Consider the following 24,601-nt stretch of genomic DNA (forward strand, 5'->3'; position numbering starts at 1 on the left):
CATCCTCAGGCATTGGCGGGAGCGACGAACCGATGCCGGTGCAGCATGCGCTTGTCGCGTGGGTCGGGATTGGGGACGGCTGAAATGAGGCTCTTCGTATAGGCTTCCTGCGGCGCGGTGCAGATCTGCTCTGCTTCGCCGAGTTCGACGATCTTGCCGCGATGCATGACGGCCACACGGTCGCAAAAATAGCGTACCACGGAAATATCGTGGGAAATGAAGATGAAGCTCAGATTCAGCCGCTGGCGGATATCGAGCAGCAGATCGAGGATCTGACTGCGGATCGAGACGTCAAGCGCCGAGGTCGCCTCATCGGCGATGATGATGCGTGGATCGAGCGCTAGCGCCCGGGCAATGCCGATGCGCTGGCGCTGGCCGCCCGAGAAGGCGTGCGGATAGCGCTCCATGCCCATCGGATCGAGGCCGACGAGGCGCATCAGTTCGGCCACGCGATCCTCCAGCGCCTTGCCCTTGGCTAGGCCGTTGACGATCAGCGGATCGGCGATCACTTCCTTGACAGTCATGCGTGGATTGAGCGAGGCGAAGGGATCCTGGAAGACGAGTCGGACTTCGCGATGGAAGTTGCGCAGCTCCTTCTTGCCGAGCCTGGTGACGTCGGTCTCACTGCCATCCTTGTCGCGATAGAGGACGGTACCGGTCGTCGGCTCGACCGTGCGCAGGATCAGGCGGCCGAGCGTCGTCTTGCCGGAACCGCTTTCGCCGACGATGCCAAGGTTTTCACCGGGATAGAGGTCAAAATTGGCGTCATCGACGGCGCGCAGCGTGTTTGCATTGCCATGCCAGCCGAATGTCTTGCTGAGATTGCGCACCGACAGGATCGGCTGCGGCGCTTCCGACGACAATGCGATGGGCGGAAGTCTGCCTTCGACGTGATGGGTGAGCTTCACCGTCGAGGCCAGCAACTGGCGCGTATAGGGATGGGTGGCGGCATGATAGATCGCATCGACCGGCCCGCGCTCGACGATGTGGCCGAAGCGCATGACGGCGACATCATCGGCCACTTCCGCCACCACGCCCATATCGTGGGTGATGAGCAGCATCGCCATGCCGCGGTCGACCTGCAGGCGTTTGATGAGGTCGAGGATTTCCGCCTGTGTCGTTACGTCGAGAGCGGTGGTCGGCTCGTCGGCGATGAGGATATCGGGATTGCCGGCGAGCGCCATGGCGATCATGGCGCGCTGGCGCATGCCGCCGGAGAATTCGAATGTGTAGCGGTCGGCCATCTTGTCGGGATTGGGGATTTCCACCTGGCGCAGCAACTCGACCATGCGGGCGCGCGCCGCCTTCTTGTCGAGATTGCTGTGCAGGCGGATCGCCTCGACGATCTGCGAGCCGATCGTGTGGACCGGCGACAGCGAGCTCATCGGCTCCTGGAAGATGAGGCCTATGCGCCGACCGCGGATCTCGCGCATGGCGCGGCTGCCGGGCTGAAGCGTGGCGATATCGGTGATCTCGCTGCCGCTGCGCAGAAGGATGCGGCCCCCAACGATGTTGCCGGGCTTATCGACGATCTGCAGCAGCGAGCGGGCCGTGACACTCTTGCCCGAGCCGCTTTCGCCGACGAGGCAGAGAGTCTGGCCGCGCTTCAGCTGGAAGCTTACATCCTCGACAGCATGCAGGATATGCGTGCGCAGGCGGAAATCGATCGAGAGGTTCTCAACCGAGAGAACGACGTCATCAGGAAGATCGGTCATGGCAACCTCCTCAATTGTCATAGGGATCAGCTGCATCGCGCAGGCCGTCACCGAAGAAGTTGAAGGACAGGACGGCAATGACGACTGCCAGAGACGGCCAGATCAGCAGCCAGGGCGCGGTTGCGACGGTTCGGATATTCTGGGCGTCCTGCAGCAGCACGCCCCAGCTGACGACCGGCGGCTTCAGGCCGATGCCGAGGAAGGAGAGCGAGGTCTCGGCGACGATCATCGTCGGTACGGCGAGGGTGACGACGGCGAGGATATGGCTCGTCAACGAGGGCAGGATGTGGCGGAAGATCAGCCGTGCCTCGCTTGAGCCGTCAAGTTTCGCCGCGGTAACGAAGTCCTCGCTGCGTAGCGCCAGGAAGCGGCCGCGCACTTCGCGGGCCAAGCTTGTCCAGCCAAGCAGCGAGACGATGATGGTGATGACGAAATAGACGTTCACCGGCGACCATGTGAGCGGGATCGCCGCTGCAAGGCCGAGCCAGAGCGGAATGGTCGGCATCGCACTGACGACTTCGATGACACGCTGGATCAGCGTGTCGACCCAACCACCATAAAAGCCGGAAATCGAACCGAGCACGACGCCGAGCACCAGCGACATGGCAACACCGACGAGACCAATCGACATGGAAATGCGGGTGCCATAGATCAGCCGCGAGAGCACATCACGGCCGAGGCGGTCGGCGCCGAGCAGGTACATCGGGTCATTGGGGTTGATCGGGCCCATGAAATGCGTGGTCATCGGGATCAGGCCCCAGAGATAATAGGCCGGGCCTTTGACGAAGAAGCCGACCGGCACGACCTTGGTGTCGTCGACGACGAAGGTGCGTCGCAGCGCCACCTTGTCGATCTCCACCTTGTAGCCCTTCACATGGAAGTTGAATTCGGAGCTGCCATCCGGCTTGGTGACGAAGAAGCTGAGGTCCTGCGGTGGTGCATAGGTATATTGCGGCTTCGAGGTTGCGGGCAGGGAAGGCGCCAGGAATTCGGCGAAGAGGCCGATGAGATAGAGCAGGAGGATGATCACGCCGGCGACCATCGCCACCTTCTGGCGGGTGAGCTTGCCGGCAATCAGCCGCCACGGGCCGATGGCGGCCGTCGAGACGGTCTTTCCTTGTTTCAGTGGGCTGATCGAGGGGCCGTCGGCGGCGACGTTCAAGGGGCCGGTATGGGTTGCGAATGTTTCGTGCGTCATCGGCGCCTCCTCAATTGAACCGGATGCGCGGATCGAGCAGCGCAAGCAGCAAGTCCGACAGGAGCATGCCGACGAGGGTCAGCGCCGAGAGAAGCAGGATGAAGCTGCCGGCGAGATACATGTCCTGTGAGACCAGCGCGCGGAAGAGCAGAGGACCTGCGGTCGGCAGGTTCAGGACGATGGCGGTGATCGTCACACCAGAGACGAGATGCGGCAGCACCCAGCCGATGGCCGAGACGAAGGGGTTGAGTGCAATACGCACCGGATATTTCATGATCACCTTGTATTCCGGCAGGCCCTTGGCGCGAGCGGTGATGACATAGGGCTTGTGCAACTCGTCCGTCAGATTGGCGCGCAGGATGCGGATGAGGGCGGCCGTGCCCGAGGCGCCGATGATGATGATCGGGATCCAGAGATGGGCGAGGAAATCGCCGATCTTGGCAAGGCTCCACGGCGCCTCGGCAAATTCCGGCGAATTGAAGCCGCCGACGCTCTGCCCGAGATAGCGATAGGCAACATACATCAGTGTCAGCGCCAGGATGAAGTTCGGTACGGCGAGACCGATGAAGCCGAAGAAGGTGAAGACGTGGTCGCTGATCGAATGGCGGCGCACGGCGGAGTAGATGCCGATCGGTAGTGCGACGATCCAGACGAAGAGAAGGCTCAAGAGCGAGATGATCAGCGTCGAGCCCATGCGTGCCCAGATGAGGCCGGAGACAGGCTGGTTCCATTCGAAGGACCAGCCGAAATCGCCGCGGCTGACGATACCCCACATCCATTTGAGATACTGGACATAGAAGGGGTCGTCGAAGCCGTAGATCTCTTTCAGCCGCTCGATCTGCGCAGGATCGACAGCCTGGCCGCTGTCGCTCATCGTCGCGATCATCGAGGTCAGGTAGTCACCCGGCGGCAGCTGGATGATCAGGAACGAGATCAGCGACATGCCGATCAGCGTCGGGATCATGTAGAGCACGCGCTTGAAAATATAGCCAAGCATCGAAATGTTTCTCCTCCCGTTGAGAGCGCCCGATCAGGCGCTTCCTTCGGATCTCCATCCGCTTTCGGCCCCTTCAGGCCGAAAGCGCTTCAGACCTCATTTCCAGGTGAGGTGCAGCACCTCCAGCCGTTCGATGCCGGGCACCTCCACCTGTGCACGGCCGTCCTTGACGCTGAAATTTGCGGCGCGGTCGGTAATAACAAGCCATGCTTTGGCCACCGATTTGCCCGGAGGAATTTCCACCGAAACCGTCTGGGCCGCCAGAGGGTAATTTTCACGTATCGGGCCCTTCATCATCATCGGATTGGTGAGATTGAAGAGGCTGAGCGCAATTCCTTCGGCGTTTTCGCGCAGTGCAATGTCGATGACGCCGGGGCCTTCTACGGTCACGCGTGGCGTCTTGCCGAGCGCCCAGCTGATAGCATTGGCAAGCAGCTTGCCATGATCGACGGCAAAGACCTCCCAGAAGATTTCGCCGATATTCCAGGGGATGTAGACGGTGCGGCCACCCTTGCCGGTTTCGCGGACGATGACGGCAGCACCTTCCGGCGCCTTGCGCGGATAGACTTCTTCCATCGGCAGGTCCGGAAAGTCGGGCACGTAGAGAAAGGGCGCCGTCGCATTGCCGATGGGATCAGCGTGGATAAGACGCGTGCCGCCCATGATGCGCTCGGCACCTTCATAGCCTTGATTGACCGGATGATCGCCCGAGAGCGCCACATAGGTGTTCTTAACGATGCCACGCGGGCCGGAGACGAATTTGGCGCCGAGCACGTCTGAGAGGCCGAAGTCGGCGCGCGTCTTGCCGAATTCGTCGCGCAGCGACGTTTCGTAGGAAGCGAGGACGCTACCGCCACGCTCGACATAGGCGCGGATCGCCGCGTTCTGCGCATCCGAAAGGCAGGAGGCGTTGGCAAGGATGATCAGCTTGAAGCGGTCGAGGTTTCCTTGGGTCAGAACCTGATCCGAGAGAAGCTCGAAGGGCAGACGGGCTTCGACGAGGGCATGATAGAAGCCGAGATCGTGCTTCTCAGCGTTGTGGCGCTCTTCCGGCGCCCAATGGCGGAGCGTCGTCGAGGGGTCGATGACGGCGATTTCTGCCGTCGGATGCATGCTTTCCAGGACAGGCTCGACGGCCGCCTGCAGGGCGAAGGCATCGGCGACCGGTTCGACCCAGCGCTTGTCGGGTACGACGCCGTTGAACTTGGTGAACCAGGCATAAAGCCCGTGGGCCGTGCCATCATTGATCCAGAGCTGCATTTCCTCGCCCGAGGTAACGGCATCCTTCCAGCGATATTCCTCTTCCGGACCGATCGAGGTGATGAGCACCACCGGGCGGTCGGGGAAGGTGGCGCGAATGCGCTTGCCGTTGCGCCCGGCCGACCAGCCGAGTTCCAGACCCTTGCGGCCCTGATGGTCGACGACGAGGAAGGGGCAATGTTTGGCGATGACCGAGAGATCGAATTCCATGAGCGAGGCGCCGCCCATGTTCGGGATGAAGCTCGCATGCGGGCGGATCGCTTTGACCGCATCGTCCCATTGGGCGATCATGTCGGTCAGAACCCGGCGGCGCCACTGTAGCCAGGCCTGCCAGGCCGGGTCGTCGGCATCCGGCTTCTTCGGCAGCGCGTGGCCGAACATATCTTTAAAGCGGCGCGCGCTGTCTTCGCTGTAATCGACACCGTGACCCTGCCAGCGATTGGCGAAGACCGCATCGATATCGTATTTGCGCACGATCTCCTTGACCACTTCAGGCATGAAGACGGTGTTGTAATCACCATAGGCATTGGTGACCCAGACATCCGGATAGGCCCAGTGGCGGCGCGGCGTGCCGTCGGCATTGATCATAACCCATTCGGGATGCGCCTTGGCGGCATCGTCGTGAATGGCGTGCGGATCGACGCGGGCCATGACATGCATGTCGAGCTTGCGGGCGGCATCGACGAGCGCGCCGAAAATATCCTTGTCACCCAGATATTTGCTCACATAGTGATAGGGCACTTCGCTCGGGTAATAGGCGATGTAGCCGCCGGCGCTAAGGCAGACCGCGTTGGATCTCGTGCGCCTGAAGACATCGACCCAGAAGGCCGGATCGTATTTTTCCGGGTCGTCTTCCACGAAGGTCAGCTGGGTCCAGCGGGTCGCGGTCTTAAACCAGTCCGGCGAGCGCAGCGTGTCGGTATTCTGTCTTCTGGCGTCGAGCATCGTCTCACCCAATCATTGGCAAAAGAAGGCCATCGCGCCGACCGGTAGAGCCGGCGCCTGGAATGCATCATTGCTGTCGCAGGCCATCAGACCTTGTAGAACTGCTCCGGCATCGTGGGAGCGGGAGTCGGCCAGCCGAAGGAGTTCGGCATCGTCTTGGTGATATTCTTCATGTTGTTCTTGACGATGCCGTAGCCATCCGGCGGCAGGGAAATGCCGAAGACATAGAAGTTGTCGGCAGCGCCCTGCAGGATCTGCTTCATGATCTCCTGCTGACCTGCGGGGTCGGAGGTCGATTTCAGCTTGTCGTAGAGCTCAAGCTGTTTCTTCGTTTCCTCCGGCGGCTCTTCCGCATTGGCATTGTTGCGGTCGAGATACCAGAGCTGCCAGGCTGGAGCGTACATAGCGTTCGAATCCGTCGGCACATAGTAACGCGGATCGAGCATGGCGGCGACACCGCCATTGGCACCGAACTGGTGAGCCGTCGCATCGAAATCGCGGCCCTGGCGCACGCGGGTTTCCCAGAGCGAACGGTCCATTGTGCGCATCTGCGCATCGATGCCAACGGCCTGGAACATCGGAATGACCAGCTGGAAGAGATCGAGGAAGACGGCGCGCGCCTGGTCGATCTCGAAGATCACCGTCAGGCGGCGGCCCTTTTCATCGAGACGGAAGTTCTGGTCGTCGCGCTTCGGGATCAACGTGTCGAGCATGGCATTCGCCTTGTCGACATCGTAGCTCGTAAACTGGGTGGCAAGCTGCTCGTTATAGAGCGGATCGCCCTTTTTGATGGACGGCTGGGCAGGAGCGCCCTGGCCAACGAGCACGGCATCGATCAGCGACTGGCGGTCGAGCGCCATGGAGAGGGCTGCGCGGAAATCCTTGTTGCGGAAGAGCTTGCGCTTAGTCTCGTCATTGTGGTTCAGGTTGAAGATGAAGTTCATCACGTTGGCTTCGGTCGAAGTCAGCGTGTAGAAATCATACTTGCCCTGCTCGCGCGCATCGTAGAGCACCGACTTGTTGTTCGGTGTGGCAATATATTGGTCCATCAGGTCGACTTCGCCCTGCATGACCTTCAAGAGCAGCACCTGCGGATCGGCGACCATCTGGTAGACGATGCGATCCATATAGGGGAGTTGATTACCCTCCGTATCCACCTTCCAATAGAAGGGGTTGCGTTCGGCGATAGCACGTTCGGTATTTTCGCCGGGCGCCGTCGTGAACATCCAGGCGTGCAGGCACGGCTTCTTCGAGGAGTTCAGGAAGAAGGCGTTGTCGTCGCGGAAACCCGATGCGGTCTGGAAGGCGACAATCCAGCTTTCGAAGCCGCGCTCCTTGGCCAGTTCATCGGCCTTCGGATTGAAATCGATATGGAATTGCTCGAGATAATGCTTCGGGCAGCGCGTCGTCTGGTCGTTATTGGCCCAGGCAATCTGTAGCGGGAACATACCGTTAGGTTGGGCGAAGATAACTTTAAACGTCTGTTCGTCAACGATTTCGAGCTTCGCGGGCTTGCCGCCGCTCTTCCAGTGGCCTTGCCCTGTGGCGGCCACGCGTTTGTCGGTCAGAACGGTGTCGTACCAAAATCTGACATCGGCGGTGGTGTAGGGCTGCCCGTCGGACCATTTCATGCCCTTGCGCAGGCGGATGGTATAGACGGTAGAGTCGGCATTGCTATCGAAGGCTTCGGCGACATTTAGTGTGACGCCCGACCAGTCCGGTGTATAGCGCAGCAAGGGTTCGTAGGCTTGATAACGGAACAGCATAGATAACGAACCGCCGCCGACGAGCGCCATGTTCCAGTCGCCGCCGTATTTTCCGACGCTTTCGACAGGCTTGATGACGAGCGGATTTTCCGGCAGCCGGTCCTTCAGGGCCGGCAGCGCGCCGCTTGAAACCTTCTCCTTCAGAATGTCCGCTTCTTTGAAGTCAGCGGCGAAAACCGGCAGGGCCGGCAGGATCAGAACGGCCGAAGTTCCGGCCAGAAACGCACGACGTTTCAGCTTGATCATAGGGTTCTCCTCCAAAAATCCTCAGCCGTTATCGTTATTTTTGCTCTCGGGCTCGGATAACAAAGAGAATACATTTGGATATTGTTAGGTAAAGCGTTATGTTTCGTTATTGCAAAAATTTGCAATCGTGGCAAAGAGCGTGTAGCGAAGCGGTCCGAGCGCCGGGTGAATAGCGAGGTGGAGAGTGGGAAGCAGGGGGCGGGTTACCTTACAGACGATCGCGCGAGAGGTCGGCCTCTCGAAATACGCGGTGTCGCGCTCGTTGGCCGGCAAGAGTGGCGTCAGTGACGAGACACGCGCGCTGATCCGCGCGACGGCAGAGCGATTAGGTTACACACGTCCTGCGGGCCAATCCCAGACAAGCGATATCGCTGTCGTTTTCCACGATCTCGATGCCGTCAACAGCGAACTCTACATGCAGATCCAGAATGGCGTGCAGCGTGAGGCGCATAGGCTAGGCATGGCACTGCGCATCCGTTGGACGCATAGCGCCGATCAGCTTGAGGAGTTGGCACGTTCCTGCGCCGGGCTGCTGCTTGTCGGCCCGCATGACCGGGAGGCAATCGCCGCAGCAACGGCAATCGGGGTGCCGATTGTGCGTTTCGGCTGGGTTGACCCGCTGGAGCAAGCTGACCAGATCACGGGCACGGACCATGAGGCGGGACAGGCGGTGCTTCAATATCTGATCGAACTCGGCCATCGGTCGATCTGCTATGTTAATGGCACGCCCGGTTTCCGAGGCCGCCGCGAGCGCTTTTACGGCGCACGGGAGATCGCCGAACGCTGCGAGGATGTCACACTGCATGTGCTGCGGTTCGATGAGCAGGCCGGTTTCAGTGAAGCCTTCCGCGACCTCAAGACAAAGGGTATTCATCCGACAGCCTTCTTCTGTGCCCATGACGGTCTGGCGCTGACGGTGGTTTCCGAGTTGCTGGGCCAGGGCTATCGCATTCCCGATGACGTCTCGGTCGTCGGCTTCGGCGACTTTTCGCCCGCCACCCAGATTTCCCCGCCGTTGACGACGGTAAAGATGGAAGGACTTGAAGGCGGCGCCGTCGGCCTCCGGCTGCTCCTCGAACGCATCGAGAATCCACGACTGCCCGGCATGCCGGCCCGGCGTGTCATGATTGCCTCACGCATCGTCGAGCGTCGTTCTGCGGGGCCTTGCCGCGCTCAACCCCTCTCGAACGAGGCTGGCGAAGTGCTAGTAACACCGCGACTGACCTTGTAGACATACAGCGACCGGTCGATCTCTAATACCGGACGTGCACCCGGATCGAGACTTCCCAGTCGCCTTGACCATGTCGAGAAGCTTGCGCCTGCGGGAAGGCCTAAAGCTTTTTTTGACGACACAGGCCGTTGCAATCCTGGCAGCAAGATCTATTCAGCCGCAACCGCATACCTGCTCTTCAGCACTGCGACCGAAAGGACGAACACGATGGCCGAGCAGATCGCGATGACGACCACCATCGGTCTCGCCGTACCGTCCATAAACATACCACTGACGCCAACCACCAGCGCTGATGTCATGAACTGGACCGTCCCCATCATCGCCGAGGCTGTGCCAGCGATGCGACCATGGTGTTCAAGCGCCAATACCGCTGCATTGGGCACGATCATTCCAAGGAAAGCGTAGCCAGCAAACAGGAAGGCCGCCATTATGTCGAGGTGATCGATGCCACCGGTCATGAGAACAGCAAGGGCCACCATCGTCAGCGCATAACCGGAAACTGCACCGCGAATTACCTTGCGCAAACCAATGCGGCGGGCAAGCCAGCCGTTCATCTGCGACATGCCGATGAAGCCAACGGCATTCACCGAAAAGACCACGCTGTAAAACGAAGGAGAGAGCCGGTAATGACCGATTAGTATGAAGGAAGAGTTGGCAACATAGATCATATAGCTCGACATCCCGAAGGAAGCCATCAGTACCAGACCGAGGTAGTACGGGTCCTTAAGGAGTGTTCCATAGGCTTTCAATGCCCCGCCGAGACTGCTTTCATCGCGAGCGGCGGCCGGACGAGTCTCCTCAAGGAAAAAACGGCCCGCGACGAAACCGACAACGCCGGCGAAGACCATGACCCAAAAGATCAGTCGCCAGTTCCCGAACGCTGTCACGATGCTGCCCGCGAGCGGCGCCAGGATGGGTGAGATACTGAAGACCAGCATAAGCCGCGACATCAGTTGCGCGGCGGCGGCCCCCGTATGCAGGTCGCGCACGATGGCGCGGGCAATCACGACACCGGCACAGGCGCCGGTGCCCTGAATGAAGCGGAAGGCGACCAGCCAGCTAATGTCGGTGGAGAGCGCGCAGCCGATCGCGCCAAGGATGTAGAGCGCAAGACCGACATATAGAGGCCGCTTGCGGCCAAACATGTCAGAGAGTGGACCATAGATAATCTGTGACACGGCCATGGCGGCGAAGAAGGAGATCAGGCTTGCCTGAACTGCGTGACTATCAGCGTGAAGATCCAGGCTGATCGTTGGCAACGCGGGTAGATACATGTCGAGGGCAAAGAGACCGACCGCGGATAGAAGGCCGAGGACGATGGCATGGTGAGCGCCACCGGCCGCCCTGGGGGGTGAAACGATATTCTTGCTCTGCATGGAAAAAACCTTTCCCGCACATCATCCCCCGACGAAGCAAAGCCTGATACAAAAAGCATGTGACGGGGATTGAGTGGGCGATTATATCTGGGACAGTGGAAAGACGGAGACGGCTCCAACGCATAGCTCGTCATTCCTGTAAAATATTTTGGACATCATTGTCCAATTCGTCAAGTCCTTTATAGTGGTGTCATGAAAACTTCGCCCGCAGCGGTTTCTTCCGAGACAGAGAGCCCACCAGCCACGAGCAAACGTCAGGCGATCTTGAACGCGGCCGCGGATGTTTTTGCCGAGGAAGGGTTTGCGGCGGCGAGCATCGATGCCATTGCAGCAAGGGCCGGCGTGTCGCGTCAGACGGTGTACAATCAACTCGGCGACAAGGATAACCTGTTCAAGGTTGTGGTTGGGGAGATCACGGAGAAGTCGAGCGCCGACTTCTTTCGGGTGCTGGACACATTTCCCGTGGCACCTATCGATCTTGAAAAGGAACTGACCGAATTTTCGGCGCGGCTCCTGCGCAAGGCGGTTTGTGATGCGAATGGCCGTTGGCTACGCAAGCTCGTCGAGACTGAAGGCAGCAGATTTCCCGAATTGTTCGAGACCTGGAAGGAATACGGACCGGGCAAGAAATACCCCGCCGTTGCGGCTCGCCTGGCGCAGCTCGCGCTGGCCGGCCATCTCGACATAGAGGATCCCGCACTTGCCGCGCGCCAGTACATGGCTCTTCTCGCAACAGATCTGCGGATCAACCAACAGATCGGCCGTCCAACTCCAGACGAAGAGGTCGACCGCATGGCAAGAGAGGCAACGAAGACCTTTCTGCGCGCATTCGGCAAACGCTAATGGCATCGCCGCCGCAATTGCAATATGAAACACGAGGCTCTCGCAGGCAGACTTCTCGTCCCATGCTGCGCGTTAGACGTAGCCCCTGGTTACGGGACATAATATCCTGCGGAAAAGCGGGTAGCCGGTTCCGACTGTTGGTTGTGCTCCATACGGGGCTGCGTAATGCAGGCGTGACTGCTGCCACCACGAGCCCAATGGTCGGGACGATGAGCCCATACGGCTTGCCCGCGGTCTTCATCAACTTTGCGATGCGGAGCTCGACACCAACCACAGTCTGGCAGAGATTGCCAAACGCGTCCCGAAAGCCGTTGGCTGCCTTGTTGCGGCCTTCGCTTTCCACGGCTTAGTGTGTCAGCTTCAAACGAAAATCTGACTTACCAGAGGCCGCTAAGATTGGGATCCGCAACCCAATGGCCCTGCTATGGGCATGGTACGTTTCACACCCCCTTCTCAACGAAAGCGTCGCACGCTGCTACGGCTGCCAGGTTGGACAAATGAGTTCTTTGGTCGCCACCGTCGGGGGGGAGTGATGACAATCGATTGCACTGACGAAGTAAAAATCAGGCGCGGCGGTTCGTGTCCCTTCAACTGCAAAAAAGCCATCGTTTTGATCGACGTTTTTTGCCAAATCTCGGAATTCACCCAATGGCTGTCACGCGAATGTGCTGGGTTGCTGTTGGAGGAAGGTTCTTGTCATAGGGCTAGCGCTCGTCGCAAATCATCGTGCTCGAACGCACTGGCCATGCGGTTGATCTCCGCCGGCCGTGCACCGACGGCTTTGGCGGTCTCGCGCCACGTCGCAGTGGAGGTAGCGACTTCCTTGATGATGGCGCGAGCCTGTGCAAGCGTGAGGGCGAAGTATCCGGCAGCTTCCTCCAGCAGATCAAGCGAGCAGGTGCTTTCATCGAGGTCGATATTGGTTGTCAGGACGCGTGCTTTGACGTCGGTCGGCACCGGATTGAGATCATAGACAGGGGACAACGACCAGCCGGCTTTGCCGAGCCAGAGAAAGCCGTGATTTCGCAGGTGGTCGTCGACGTTGGAGATGAGCACGTTGAAGGTGACGCGGCGATAGAGCGCTTGGGCATCTGTCTTTCCCTGTGCGCCATGCTCGGCCAGGGCGTCGACGATCTCGGGGTAGCTGCCTCGCTCACCGTCCTTTGCGCCCATCATCGCCATGGCGGAAAGGAATGGTGTGCGAACACCTCTATCGCGGTCGAAGCGACGCGAGAGCATGACCTTCTTTCCGGCGATGTCAATGAGTTCGTGTACGGGAGTGACTATGCCGGCTCGTTCAGCCAGTCGCATAGCAATCTCTTCCCATGTTTCTATGCTGTAATCGTCGGTTTCCTTGGGAAACTTAGCGATTGAGAGATAGCCATGTTGATCGATGACAGAAGCTTTGGGCCGCGCTCCACCAAGCGACGAGCCAGGCGCGAAGATAAGTTGGAGGTCTTCGTCGGTTTCCTCATCGCGCAGAATGCGCTCGGTGATGTGCAGCAAACGGCCGAGCTCGATGAGGGCGGGAACGCCGGTGCGGATCGGCGCTTGGAATTCCTCCCCGCCAGCCCAGCGAAAGCGGAGGGCGCCGAGCCGTGTCTCGTCCGCGACGCCAAGCAGATAGTCACTTTCGGCGAGTGTGCGAACGGGCCGGCCATCGCGCTCGGCGGTACGCCGCTCCAAGCGTTGCATCAGGCGCCGACCCCAAGTATCGGGCGCAGAGTCGCCAATGGAGCCAAAGGTTGCAAAACCGGCAGGTGGCGCGAAAGCGCCCCGCGTCAGGGCTAGCGCCGGCTCCAGCGAGAAGCGGTCGGCGTCCTCAAGCCAGGCTCGGTCATACTCGAACATGATCGTCTCGGAACCGCGCGCGCGGTTACTCCGCGCCAGCCCGATCGGACGTGTGCGGCCGTGTAGGTCGAGATGAACTTCGAAATCAGTCATTACGCGACGATCCCCGCGACCGCTTCGGATGCACGTGCTTAGGGAGTTCCGCACTGGCGAGCGACTGACCAACGCTGTCGTTACTGATGTCGGCAACTCGGCTTAGTCCCTCTAGCAAGCCGAGGGCCTGAAGGACGCCTGCATATATGCCGACGCTGACATTGGTGTCCCCGGCTTCGATCTTTTGAAGCGTTGAGCGTGAGGTGAAAGCGCGCTCGGCCACAACAGCCATAGGCAGACGGCGACGCCGGCGAGCGTCGTGTATGTCCGCGCCGAGTTTGCGCAGTGCGCGCCGCACGGCGGCCGGAGGATTATGAGGTGTCGGCATTTTGTCGCCTTCGTGCTACATATCTGCCTGATAGGTATCACGAAGCTTACAATCACACTAGAGAAGTTAAGGCTCAGATCAGATTGCTTTGTCCTGAGCACGGCAATTTACATGGTGCAGACGCTTGGCTTCGCCGGAGATGGTGCGTCGGTTTCATCTGCGGACGTCAGCGATGCGAGCCGGAGCCGGGCGGTACGGTGCCCGATGCCCTTGCTGACCCATGGACGAGGAGGAACAATATCGCAAACGTTCCTCGCTACGCCTTCAATGCTTGTGCTTACGAGGGGACCCGCAGGAGCGTGGCAATCCTTTAAACGAATGGATCTCATGAAGCGTTCGGCGCTGTCACTAGGGGCAAGAAGCAGCCGCTCGTCAGTGGACGTGAAACGACTTCCGGGAACATCCGGAACGTAACCGGTGCAAAAACTGAAAACATCGGGACATCGACAAAAACTCTTGCATCTTATTGTCGTCCGCTTGACGTGAAAACAAAGTTACTTAATCTAAGAGCTGCCACGCGCCCCGCTTGGAGGAGACGGGATACTGTGCAGCGGCCAATTTGCGCGGCCAGATTTTCTCCCCGCCCGTCAGTTGCCGACTTCCGATAGGACCCGCCATGTCTCTCACCATTGCCCAACGCCTCGATCGCCTGAAGGTCCGTACAGCCGAGCTCGCCCACTGGCGCGACAGGCAAAGCATGGTGATCGATGGCTGGACCTTCGACGGCGAGCCGATCGCCCATCATCAGGATTGGCCGCACAGTGAGGGAGCGGTTCATTTCGCAGCATCGGTTACGGCTCCGCACGACTGGCCGGTCGATAAGGTTCGCCTGCAGCTCGATCTCGGCGGTGAGAGCTTGATTACATTGCACTATCCGGGCGGCCAGTCCGAGACATTCGGGCTCGACCCATATCATCAGGAATTCCCGATCAAGGGCAGCCAATTTTCGATTGCGACGGAGAGCGTCGCGCGCTTTCCTTTTGGAGAGCCGAACCGGGCACCGAAGCTCAATAAGGCGCGGCTGATCTGGCTGGACGAGCCGGTCCATAAACTGCATCTCCTGTTGCGGCAGGTCGGCGAAGCTGCGGGCGCACTCGATAGCCATGAAGTGGTGCCGCACCTGATCGGGGCGGCCGAACAGGCACTGCGCAGCCTTGATTGGCCCTCGGACACATCAGCTTATATTTCGCGTACGTCCAATGCGGTCATGCAGCAAAAAATCTGGGAGTTGCCAGAACTTCAGACAAATCCGGCCGGACTGACAGAGGCGCAGAGCGCGTCGGCAGGTGCGGCATATGATGCGCTAATTTCGGAATTGAAGGAGCTTCAGACGCGTTTCCCGCAAAATGGCGAGATCCTGCTCACAGGCCACGCCCATATCGATCTTGCTTGGCTCTGGCCCTATCGCGAGACGCGCCGAAAGATGCGCCGCACTTTCAATACCGCGCTTTCGTTGATGGAGCGATCGGACGACTTCCGCTTCAATCAATCGACGGCCCATTATTATGCGCAGATGGAAGAGGACGATCCGGAACTTCTCGAGCGGATCAAAAGGAAGGTTGCCGACGGTAAATGGGAAACCGTCGGCGGCATGTGGGTCGAACCCGACACCAACATGCCGACCGGTGAAAGTCTGGCGCGGCAGGTGCTTTACGGACAGCGCTATTTCGAGAAACACTTCGGTTCGCGCCACACCGTCTGCTGGCTGCCGGACTGCTTCGGCTTTTCGGGTGCCTTGCCGCAGATTTTGAAGCTTGGCGGGATCGACAGTTTCTTCACGATCAAGGTCAACTGGAGCGAAACCAATCACATCCCATCCGACCTCTTCTGGTGGAAGGGCCTGGATGGTAGCAAGGTGCTGACCCATACTTTCGACAATCCGATGCAGGGCTACAATGGTTTTGTGCAGCCGGACTGCATCGTGCCAACCTGGAAGAACTTCCGCGGCAAGGCGCAGCACGACACGTCGCTCTTGGCAGTCGGCTATGGCGACGGCGGTGGCGGCGTGACGCCGGAAATGGTTGAACGCGAGGTGCAACTGCGCGATTTCCCGGCGATCCCCAAAGCCCGTTGGGGCACGGTGAAGGGCTTTTACGAAAAGGCCCACCAGACTGCAGCACAAAAGGAGCTTCCGGTCTGGGATGGCGAAATCTATCTCGAACTGCACCGCGCGACGCTGACCTCTCAAAGCGGCGTCAAGCGCAAGCACCGCCAGGCCGAGCGGGCACTGATTACGGCAGAGACGATCGCTTCGCTTGCGCATCTCTTGGGTGCCGCCAAACCGCAAAGCCTGGAAGCGGATTGGCGCGTTGTCCTGAAGAATGAGTTCCACGACATCCTTCCGGGCTCGAGCATCCGCGAAGTCTATATCGACGCCGAGCAGGAACTCGACGGCGTCATCGGCAATGCCAAGGCGGAACAGGCCAAGGCTCTGAAGACCCTATCGGCTCATCTTCCGGCGGGCGGCGTGACGGATGCGCTGGTTGTCGTCAACCCATCGCTTGCGCCGCGGCCACTCACGGCAAAGCTTTCTGATGGAACGGTCATCTCATCTGCCGATCCCGTGCCCCCTCTTTCTATCGCTGTCTTCGATCGCAAGGCCGTCAAGCCTGCCGGCATGCTGAAGGCCGGTGCGCAGAGTCTCGAAAACGAACATCTGTCCGTCGTCATCGGTAAGGACGGCGCGGTTTCCAGCCTTATTCACAAGGCAACGGGCAGGGAAGCTCTTGAGGGTTCAGCAAACCAACTCTGGGTCTATCCGGCAGATAAACCGCGCAACTGGGATGCCTGGGATGTCGACGCCGACTATGCCGAAAAGGCTGTCCGCCTTGAGGCGCCGGAAAGTATTGCCGTCGTCGAACAGGGGCCACATCGTGCCGCGATCCGCGTTGTCTATCGATACCGGAATTCGACGGTCACTCAGCTTTATGTGCTGACGGCCAACGCTCGCAGGCTCGATATCGAGACGACGATCGATTGGCATGACCGGCGTACTCTGCTGAGGACGTTGAATCCCGTTGCTGTGCGCTCGCGTACCGCCACCTTCGAATGCGCCTACGGCGTTGTCGAGCGGCGGACACATACAAACACCTCCTGGGAGCAGGCGATGTTCGAGGCCGCGGCACACAGGTTTGTCGATCTCAGCGAACCGGGCTTTGGTGTCGCTCTGCTCAACAACGCCAAATACGGGCACAGCGCGCGTGGCAACATCATCGGGATGAGCCTCGTGCGTTCGCCGATCTATCCCGATCCGCTTGCCGACGAAGGCGAGCAGACCTTTACCTATTCGCTGATGCCGCATGAGGGAGCCTGGCATGAGGGCGGCGTCCTCCAGGAAGCGATCGATCTCAATCAGCCGCTCGTCATCATCGAGGCTACTGACCTCGCCGCGGGCACCCTGTCGCCGCTCGGCGTAGAGGGTGTACCGGTCGCTTTTTCGGGGCTAAAACCGGCGGAGGAGGGGGAAGGCCTTATCCTGCGGCTTTACGAGCCGGCAGGCCGGCGCGGCCGGCTTTCGCTGGCCTTGCCCTCGGGCTGGCAGGCTTCGGGACCTCTGAACATTCTCGAAGAGCCGATCGAGCGTGCAGGTCCTGCCGAGATCATGCCGTTTGAAATTCGGACCTGGAGGCTGCAGCGAAGTTCATCGCGTTAGAATTTGGAACGCTTTCGCTACGTTCCGAACCTCTTGGCGATCGATCGCCCAGAGGGGTCGCTGTAGGCAGCGTGGATGGCACGATCGAGCGATTTGGTCGTTGGATCAGAGATCCCGGGAAAAGTTTCAACCTGTGCAGTGGCCCGGCTCGCGCCGGGCACTATCTTCGGGCTGGTCTTTCACCACCTCCCGAGGAAAAGATCATGACGGAATCTGTGAAGTCCGTACCGGCGCCCCGCGATCAGCACCTGCGCGACATGGCCAATTGCATTCGGTTCCTCTCGATGGACGCCGTCGAGAAGGCCAAGAGCGGGCACCCCGGCATGCCGATGGGCATGGCCGACATTGCCGTCGTTCTCTTTTCCGAATTCCTGAAATTCGATGCCGAGGACCCCTACTGGTTCGACCGTGACCGTTTTCTGATCTCCAATGGGCACGGTTCGATGCTGCTCTACAGCCTGCTATACCTGACCGGCTACCAGGATATGACGATCGACCAGATCAAGAACTTTCGTCAAGTCGACAGCAGGACGGCAGGTCATCCGGAATATCGCCATGCGACGGGGATCGAGACGACCACCGGGCCGCTCGGACAGGGCATTGCCAATTCGGTCGGTTTTGCGCTTGCCGAGCGCATCATGAACGCCCGGTTTAGTGACAATCTTTCGAGCCACTACACCTATGTATTTCTTGGTGACGGATGCCTGATGGAAGGCATCAGCCAGGAGGCCATATCGCTCGCCGGGCACTTGAAGCTCGGCAAGCTGATCGCGTTCTGGGACAACAATTCGATATCGATCGACGGCGCGACAAACCTCGCCGAGTCCGACGATCAACCGGCGCGGTTTCGAGCTTCGAACTGGCATGTGCAGGAGATCGACGGACACGATACCGACGCGATCCGCAACGCGGTCGTCGAAGCCCAAAGGGTCACCGATCGCCCATCCATGATCGCCTGCAAAACCATTATCGGCTTCGGCTTTCCGACCCGCGCCGGTACGCAGAAGGCCCACAGCGATGCGCCCGGCGAAGAGGAGATCGCCGGCGCCCGCAAGCTTCTCGGCTGGAACGCGCCTCCCTTCGAGATTCCGTCTGATCTCCTGGAAGACTGGAGAAAGATCGGCGCGAAGGGGCGCAACGCCCGCATGGCCTGGGCAGTCCGGGTCCAGACAGCAAAGGCGGATATCCGCCAGGACTTCGAACGCCGCATGAAGGGCGAACTGCCTTCGGGCTGGACCAAAGCGATCGAGGCTGCAAAACAGGAGCTTCTGTCTGCTGAAAAGGATCTGGCAACAAGGCAGGCGAGCGGGATTGTTCTCAACCACCTTGCCGAGTCCATCCCCGAGCTCATTGGCGGATCGGCAGACCTGACGCCCTCGAACAATACGAAGGCCAAATCCATGACGGAGATCGCGCCGGGCCAATATAACGGCTCCTACATCCACTACGGCGTGCGCGAGCACGGCATGGCGGCGGCCATCAACGGCATCGCCCTTCATGGCGGGCTGATCCCTTATGGCGGCACCTTCCTGACCTTTTCCGATTACGCCCGGCCGTCAATCCGGCTGGCGGCGATGATGGCGGTGCGGTCGATCTTCGTGATGACCCACGATTCGATCGGTCTCGGTGAGGACGGCCCAACCCATCAACCGGTCGAGCATCTGACGGCGCTGCGCGCCATTCCAGGCCTTGCCGTGTTCCGCCCGGGCGACCCGATCGAGACGGCCGAATGCTGGCAGGCCATTCTCGATGCCCCGCGGCAGGCCGCACTGATCGCCTTGTCCCGCCAGCCCATGCCGCTTCTAAGAAAGCAGCAGGGCTCTGAAAACCTGTCGGCAAGGGGCGGATATGTTCTGCTTGAAGCCGAAGGTGGCGTTCGAGAGCTGACGATCATGTCGACCGGATCGGAATTGCACTTGGCCGTCGAGGCAAGGGCGAGGCTGCAAGCGGAAGGCGTTCCGACCGCGGTTGTTTCCATGCCGTGCCGTCTTTTGTTTGAGGCGCAGGCGCCGGACTATAAGCGTGAGGTTCTCGGAGACGGGACTGCGCGTGTTGCCGTGGAAGCAGCCGTTCAGGATAGCTGGGACCGATATCTCGGGCTCGACGGCCGGTTCGTCGGTATGCACAGCTTCGGCGCGTCGGGCAAGATCGACGGCGTCTACAAGAAGTTCGGCATCACCACAGACGCAGTTGTGAAGGCCGCGCAAGAGGCAATGGATCTTCGCGGTCGCTGAATGATTGGCAGCTGCGGGCGGCTTGCCGCCGCCCCTTCGCAACAAAGGGATCACAGCCTTATTGATTTGAGAATCGTGAATCTCACAAATCGCGACACGCTTTAGTGGCCCGATTCCGAAATGCCTCTCGGCTCAGCAAGCGGCAGCATGCCTTGATAGATGCCCGGGTCCGAGCCTTCGATCGGGATTGCCCCGACGCTTCGACGGTAGAACTCCATTGGACCGGCGCCCCCGATGACCCCGTAGGCATAACCCTGCGCGTACATATCGAGAAGCGTTGTCAGCAGCAGAGCGTGGCCGACACCTTTGCCGCGGGCGGCCGTATCGACGCCGGTCGGCCCGAAAAACCCCTTGGCGGTTGCGTCGTGACAGGCAAAGCCGATGAGTTCGTCGTTCTGGATTGCGATGAAGCAAGTGGGCGGCTGGCGCATGGTGGCAACCGTCGCTTCCGCGACCCAGCCGGATCCGAAGCGCGGTTCGATCCAGGCCGTCAGAGCGCTCAACTCCGGCGCAAGGACACGCCGGATGGTGATACCCTGTTCGGCGACGCGTTTATCGAGCGCAGGATCGGCCTTCAGCTCGTAGAGTTTTACCAGCATGTCCATGGTTTAGTCCTTTGTCAGCCTTTGATGGCGCCTGCCGTCAGGCCGGCGACGATACGTCTCTGGAAGATCAATACGACGATGATCAGCGGCAGCGTCACGGTAACGGATGCGGCCATGATCTGACCGAACGGATATTCGTACCGGCTATTGCCTGCAATCAGGCCGATCGCGACCGGCACGGTCCGGTTCTCGTCCGTCAGGGTGAAGGTCAGCGCGAAGAGGAACTCGTTCCAAGCCAGAATGAAGGCAAGAATGCCCGTGCTGGCGAGCGAAGGCCCCATGAGCGGCAACAGGATCTTCATCAGAATTCTGAAATGTGAGCAGCCGTCGATGATCGCGGCCTCTTCGAGCTCCCGCGGAAACTCGCGAATGAAGGTGGTCAGGATCCAGGTCGTGAAGGGTACGGTCGACAGGAGATAGGTAAGGACGAGCGCGCTTGGCCGATTGAACAGGCCCATCCAGTTGATCAGCTCGAACATGCCGGAGAGAACGACGACCTGCGGGAAGATCGAGATCATCAGCACGATCATCAAAATGGTACGCCGTTGCGGAAAGTCGATGCGCCCCAATGCATAAGCGGCGCTGAGCCCGATGACGAGCGACAGGAACGTGGTTGAAACCGCGACATAGGCGGAGTTCAGAAGCGAGCCCATGAAAACAGGATTGTCGATCAACTGGCGATAGTAGGTGAAGTCGAACGCCGGCATCAGCGCCGATTGATAGAGCGCCGAACCCTGCTTCGTCGAAGAAACGAAGGCCCAATAATAGGGAAACAGCGTGTAGAACAGGACGAGCAGAAGGGCCAGGATCTGCAGGCTTCGCACGACACGGCGCCGTATCCTAAAGTAGGAGGCAGGTTTGCGGATGGTCTTCGGGATGATTGCATCGGCCATGTCGCTCAGGTCCCCGCGGCTCTGTCGAGGCGAAGGACCCCGATGATGATGATGGCGACAAGCGCGACGAGCAGGAAGACCCAGGTCGATGCCGCCGAGCCGATGCCGAGCTCCTGAAAACTGATCAGCCGGTCGCGCGCATAGATGGAGACGGTCATGACGCTCTCGTTGCTCGCCGCCATCACATAGGCAAGGTCGAACATCCTGAGCGCATCGAGGACGCGGAAGAGGACCGCTACGCCGATTGCCGGACGCAGCATCGGCAGGGTGATCGACCAGAAACGCTTCCATGCCGGAATACCATCGACCTCCGCTGCCTCGAATATCTCCGAGGATATCAGTTGCAGGCCCGCCAGGATGAGCAGAACCATGAACGGGGTCGTCATCCACACGTCGACGAAGATCACGACACCCATCAGCAACGATCCGCTACCCGTCCAGGGAACGCCATGATCGATGAGGCCAAGCCCGATGAGAACCTTATTGATAACGCCGAACTGATCGTTCAGCATCCATTCCCAGATCTTCGTCGAGACGACGACCGGGATTGCCCAGGGAACGAGGATGGCGGCGCGCGCCAGCCCGCGGCCGGGAATCGCTTCGTTGACGAGGAGCGCGATCGCCAGGCCGAGAACCGTCTCGATTACGACCGAGATGACCGTGAAGATCAGCGTATTCTTGACGGCAATCCACCAGCTGCGATCGTTGATGACCTCAAGGAAGTTGTCGATCCCCGTCATTGAATAGACGGAGGGGTCGTCAAGATAGGCATCGGTGAAGGCGAAGAAAAAGGTGCGACCGAGCGGCCAGAGGGCGACGACCAGCATGACGATGATAACCGGCAGCAGAAACAGCCAGGCCGCACGATGGTCGCGGCGGGCGAGTCGGGCACTCATTGCCGCGCTCCTTCGATCACGCCGGCCTGGCGGTTGAGAATGAGGCGTTTTCCATCGGCGGCGAAGGCAAAGATCGCAGTATCCCGGAAATTGAGGCCGACCTCGCTGCCGATCAGTTCCTTTGGCGGCTCGACATTGACGCGGATGACCCAGATGACGTCGCCGTTGATGCGGCAATAGGCAAAATGCTCATGGCCAAGATCCTCAATACGTTCGAGCACGCAGGTCATTCGTCCGTCCGCAGCGTTCACCAGCTGGATCGCCTCCGACCGTATGCCGATTTCGGTGATGCTCTGGCCCTCGGTGCCTGCATCGATAACGAGGCCGCCCGGTCCGGTCACTTTGGCTGATGTTGCCTGCACGGGCAGAAAGTTCATGCGGGGACTGCCGATGAAGCCTGCGACAAACCGGTTGTCGGGGCTGTGGTAGAGTTCCTTCGGCGTGCCGACCTGCTCAATGCGCCCGTGATTGAGAACGACGATCCGGTCGGCAAGCGTCATCGCTTCCGATTGGTCATGGGTGACATAGATCATCGTCGTCTTCAGATCATCGTGGAGCTTGGCGATCTCCATGCGCATCTCCATTCGCAGATCCGAGTCGAGATTGGACAGCGGCTCATCGAAGAGGAAGATTTCGGGCTGGCGCACCAAGGCGCGGCCGATCGCCACGCGCTGGCGTTGTCCGCCGGACAACTCGCGGGGCCGGCGTTCGAGCAGATGATCGACCTTCAGCATCCGCGCGACCGATCGCACTTTCTCGCTGATAGCGGCCCTGTTCATGCCGAGGGTCTCAAGCGCGAAGCCGATATTGCGCGCAACGTTCATATGCGGATAGAGCGCGTAAGACTGGAAGACGAATGCTACGCCTCTCTGAGAGGCCGGCACATCAGTCACGTCGTCGCCGCCGATCCTCACCACGCCATTCGATGCGGAAATCAGGCCGGCGACGATGCGAAGAAGCGTTGACTTGCCGCAACCGGAGGGGCCGACGAAAACGACAAACTCGCCGTCGATGATCTGCAGGTCGACATTCTGGATAACAGTATGCGTACCGAAATTCTTAGAAACGGATTCGAGCGAAACCGATGCCATTGTTCACCTGAGGATACGAGACGGCAGAGGCCTCGCCACCGCGTTTGGTGGCGAGGCAGCGACTCCGACAGCAGATCGTTCCCGCCGCCGGAGATCCGGAGAGCGTCAGCGGCTTTCCTTCAGTTTCTCAAGCCGACCTGCCAGCGACGTCAGGCTGGACTTGACCTCGGCACCACCGGAAAGCATGTCGTGAACCGAGCGGTAGAAGGCCTGCGAAACGCGGTTGTAGCTGGTGCCAGTGTAGCCGGATGGACGCACGGCGCTGTCGGCAAAGGCCTGCTGGTTATCCTTGAGGAACGGTATCTTCTCAAGGACTTCCGGATCGCTGTAAAGCGCCTGAATGGACGGATTGAGAGCCGCCTTCAGCGCACGCATCTTCTGCATGTCGGGGCCGGTGATGAAGTTCACAAAGTCGGCCGCGACCTCGGGCTTGGCGCTGTATTTGTTGACGCCATAATACATGGGGCCAAGGCATCCGCTCGACTTTTCGCCTTCCTTGCCGACCGGTAGAGGCATCACGCCGACCTTGTCGACGATATTGCTCCCCTTTTGATGCGAGGTGCCCCAGACATAGGGCCAATTGCGGTGGAAGACCGCGTTGCCGGATTCGAAGAGGGCGCGCGACTGCTCCTCATCATAGTTGAGGACGCCCTCGGGGCTGATCGAGCCGATCCAGCCCTTCGCTTTTTCGAGCGCTGCAGCAGCCTGTGGGTTGTCGATGGTCACCTTTCCATCGTCGGAAATGATGGTGCCGCCGCCGTTGGAAGCCACAAGCTCGATTGCGTCGCAGGTCAGGCCCTCATAGCTCTTGGCCTGCCAGGCATAACCCCACATGTCGGCTGAGCCTGCAGCCCGCTCCTTGTCCTGAATTTCCTTGGCGGTGGCAGCCAGCTCGTCCCAGGTTTTCGGCGCCGCCTTACCGTATTTCTCGAGCAAATCCTTGCGGTAGAACATGAGCCCGACGTCCATATAGGCAGGCATGGCAATGAGATTGCCGTCGAGTTTGGCCGCGTTGAGTGTCGAGGCGAAATGCTTGTCCTGGTCCGCCTGCGGGATCATTGTCTTGAGGTCGAGCAGATTGCTCTTGAACATGCCGAGCCAGATCACATCGAGGAAAAGGACATCGATATCCTTGGATTTGGCGGCGAGCAGCTGCTGATAGATCGGGATCGCGTCGTCCAGAAGCGCGGGCATCTTGTTGATCTTGGCCTCGTTGCCCGTCTTTTCCTTCCAGGCATTGGCAACGTTCGTGCAGAGCTCGAATTCCGTCGGCGCGCAAAACACGGAAATGGTTTCGGCATGCGCGCCGCCACCCCAGAGGGCCGCAGATATCGCCAATGCGGCAAGGCTTTTCTTCAGCATCGATTGTTCCCTTCGTTGA

At 59.8% G+C, this 24,601-nt stretch carries 17 protein-coding genes; 4 read left to right on the forward strand and 13 right to left on the reverse strand.

Features of this window, described 5'->3' with window-relative positions:
- Positions 1-5: 5 nt before the first annotated feature.
- From FHT78_RS20280 to FHT78_RS20300, 5 genes are all read right to left on the reverse strand, one after another.
- Positions 6-1,715 (reverse strand): ABC transporter ATP-binding protein, encoded by a 1,710-nt coding sequence (locus FHT78_RS20280; RefSeq protein ID WP_183748029.1) that lies wholly within the window; start codon positions 1,713-1,715, stop codon positions 6-8.
- Between the two features lie 10 nt (positions 1,716-1,725).
- The gene (locus FHT78_RS20285) at positions 1,726-2,913 is read right to left on the reverse strand and encodes an ABC transporter permease (RefSeq protein WP_183748030.1); all 1,188 of its coding nucleotides are present in this window, start codon (positions 2,911-2,913) and stop codon (positions 1,726-1,728) included.
- 10 nt (positions 2,914-2,923) lie between these two features.
- Positions 2,924-3,910, reverse strand: coding sequence for an ABC transporter permease (locus FHT78_RS20290; protein ID WP_183748031.1), 987 nt, complete (start codon positions 3,908-3,910; stop codon positions 2,924-2,926).
- 96 nt (positions 3,911-4,006) lie between these two features.
- Positions 4,007-6,115 carry an alpha-amylase family protein gene (locus FHT78_RS20295; protein WP_183748032.1) on the reverse strand — a complete coding sequence of 703 codons (2,109 nt, stop codon included), beginning with the start codon at positions 6,113-6,115 and terminating at the stop codon, positions 4,007-4,009.
- An 86-nt stretch (positions 6,116-6,201) separates the two neighbouring features.
- Positions 6,202-8,127, reverse strand: a complete 1,926-nt coding sequence (locus FHT78_RS20300; RefSeq protein WP_183748033.1) for an ABC transporter substrate-binding protein — start codon at positions 8,125-8,127, stop codon at positions 6,202-6,204.
- A 184-nt stretch (positions 8,128-8,311) separates the two neighbouring features.
- Between FHT78_RS20300 and FHT78_RS20305 the strand changes: the two genes are divergently transcribed.
- On the forward strand, positions 8,312-9,358 hold the full coding sequence (locus FHT78_RS20305) for a LacI family DNA-binding transcriptional regulator (RefSeq protein WP_183748035.1): 1,047 nt from the start codon (positions 8,312-8,314) through the stop codon (positions 9,356-9,358).
- A 149-nt stretch (positions 9,359-9,507) separates the two neighbouring features.
- Here FHT78_RS20305 and FHT78_RS20310 read toward each other — a convergent pair whose 3' ends face one another.
- On the reverse strand, positions 9,508-10,734 hold the full coding sequence (locus FHT78_RS20310) for a multidrug effflux MFS transporter (RefSeq protein ID WP_183748037.1): 1,227 nt from the start codon (positions 10,732-10,734) through the stop codon (positions 9,508-9,510).
- Between the two features lie 192 nt (positions 10,735-10,926).
- On the opposite strand from FHT78_RS20310, the gene FHT78_RS20315 reads away from it, so the two are divergent.
- A complete protein-coding gene (locus FHT78_RS20315; protein ID WP_183748039.1) occupies positions 10,927-11,577 on the forward strand; it encodes a TetR/AcrR family transcriptional regulator C-terminal domain-containing protein in 651 nt (216 codons plus the stop codon).
- A gap of 696 nt (positions 11,578-12,273) precedes the next feature.
- Here the strand turns inward: FHT78_RS20315 and FHT78_RS20320 are convergent.
- Positions 12,274-13,521: a HipA domain-containing protein gene (locus tag FHT78_RS20320; protein ID WP_183748041.1), complete on the reverse strand. Its 1,248-nt coding sequence runs from the start codon at positions 13,519-13,521 to the stop codon at positions 12,274-12,276.
- On the reverse strand, positions 13,514-13,849 hold the full coding sequence (locus tag FHT78_RS20325; RefSeq protein WP_183748043.1) for a helix-turn-helix transcriptional regulator: 336 nt from the start codon (positions 13,847-13,849) through the stop codon (positions 13,514-13,516). The genes FHT78_RS20320 and FHT78_RS20325 overlap by 8 nt, the downstream gene beginning before the upstream one ends.
- A 616-nt stretch (positions 13,850-14,465) precedes the next feature.
- On the opposite strand from FHT78_RS20325, the gene FHT78_RS20330 reads away from it, so the two are divergent.
- Both FHT78_RS20330 and tkt read left to right on the forward strand, forming a co-directional pair.
- Positions 14,466-17,501, forward strand: coding sequence for a glycoside hydrolase family 38 C-terminal domain-containing protein (locus FHT78_RS20330; protein ID WP_183748045.1), 3,036 nt, complete (start codon positions 14,466-14,468; stop codon positions 17,499-17,501).
- A 203-nt stretch (positions 17,502-17,704) separates the two neighbouring features.
- Positions 17,705-19,735: a transketolase gene (tkt, locus tag FHT78_RS20335; protein ID WP_183748047.1), complete on the forward strand. Its 2,031-nt coding sequence runs from the start codon at positions 17,705-17,707 to the stop codon at positions 19,733-19,735.
- 101 nt (positions 19,736-19,836) lie between these two features.
- Here tkt and FHT78_RS20340 read toward each other — a convergent pair whose 3' ends face one another.
- The 5 genes from FHT78_RS20340 to FHT78_RS20360 form a co-directional block, all read right to left on the reverse strand.
- Positions 19,837-20,340: a GNAT family N-acetyltransferase gene (locus FHT78_RS20340; protein WP_183748049.1), complete on the reverse strand. Its 504-nt coding sequence runs from the start codon at positions 20,338-20,340 to the stop codon at positions 19,837-19,839.
- 14 nt (positions 20,341-20,354) lie between these two features.
- On the reverse strand, positions 20,355-21,233 hold the full coding sequence (locus FHT78_RS20345; RefSeq protein WP_183748051.1) for a carbohydrate ABC transporter permease: 879 nt from the start codon (positions 21,231-21,233) through the stop codon (positions 20,355-20,357).
- 5 nt (positions 21,234-21,238) lie between these two features.
- Positions 21,239-22,129 (reverse strand): sugar ABC transporter permease, encoded by an 891-nt coding sequence (locus tag FHT78_RS20350; protein WP_183748053.1) that lies wholly within the window; start codon positions 22,127-22,129, stop codon positions 21,239-21,241.
- Positions 22,126-23,220 carry an ABC transporter ATP-binding protein gene (locus FHT78_RS20355; protein ID WP_183748055.1) on the reverse strand — a complete coding sequence of 365 codons (1,095 nt, stop codon included), beginning with the start codon at positions 23,218-23,220 and terminating at the stop codon, positions 22,126-22,128. Before FHT78_RS20355 ends, FHT78_RS20350 begins: the two co-directional genes overlap by 4 nt.
- 105 nt (positions 23,221-23,325) lie before the next feature.
- Entirely contained in the window at positions 23,326-24,582 is a 1,257-nt protein-coding gene (locus FHT78_RS20360) for an ABC transporter substrate-binding protein (RefSeq protein WP_183748057.1), read from the reverse strand.
- Positions 24,583-24,601: the final 19 nt, after the last annotated feature.

This window comes from Rhizobium sp. BK196 (genome assembly GCF_014193255.1).
Lineage (GTDB): Bacteria > Pseudomonadota > Alphaproteobacteria > Rhizobiales > Rhizobiaceae > Rhizobium.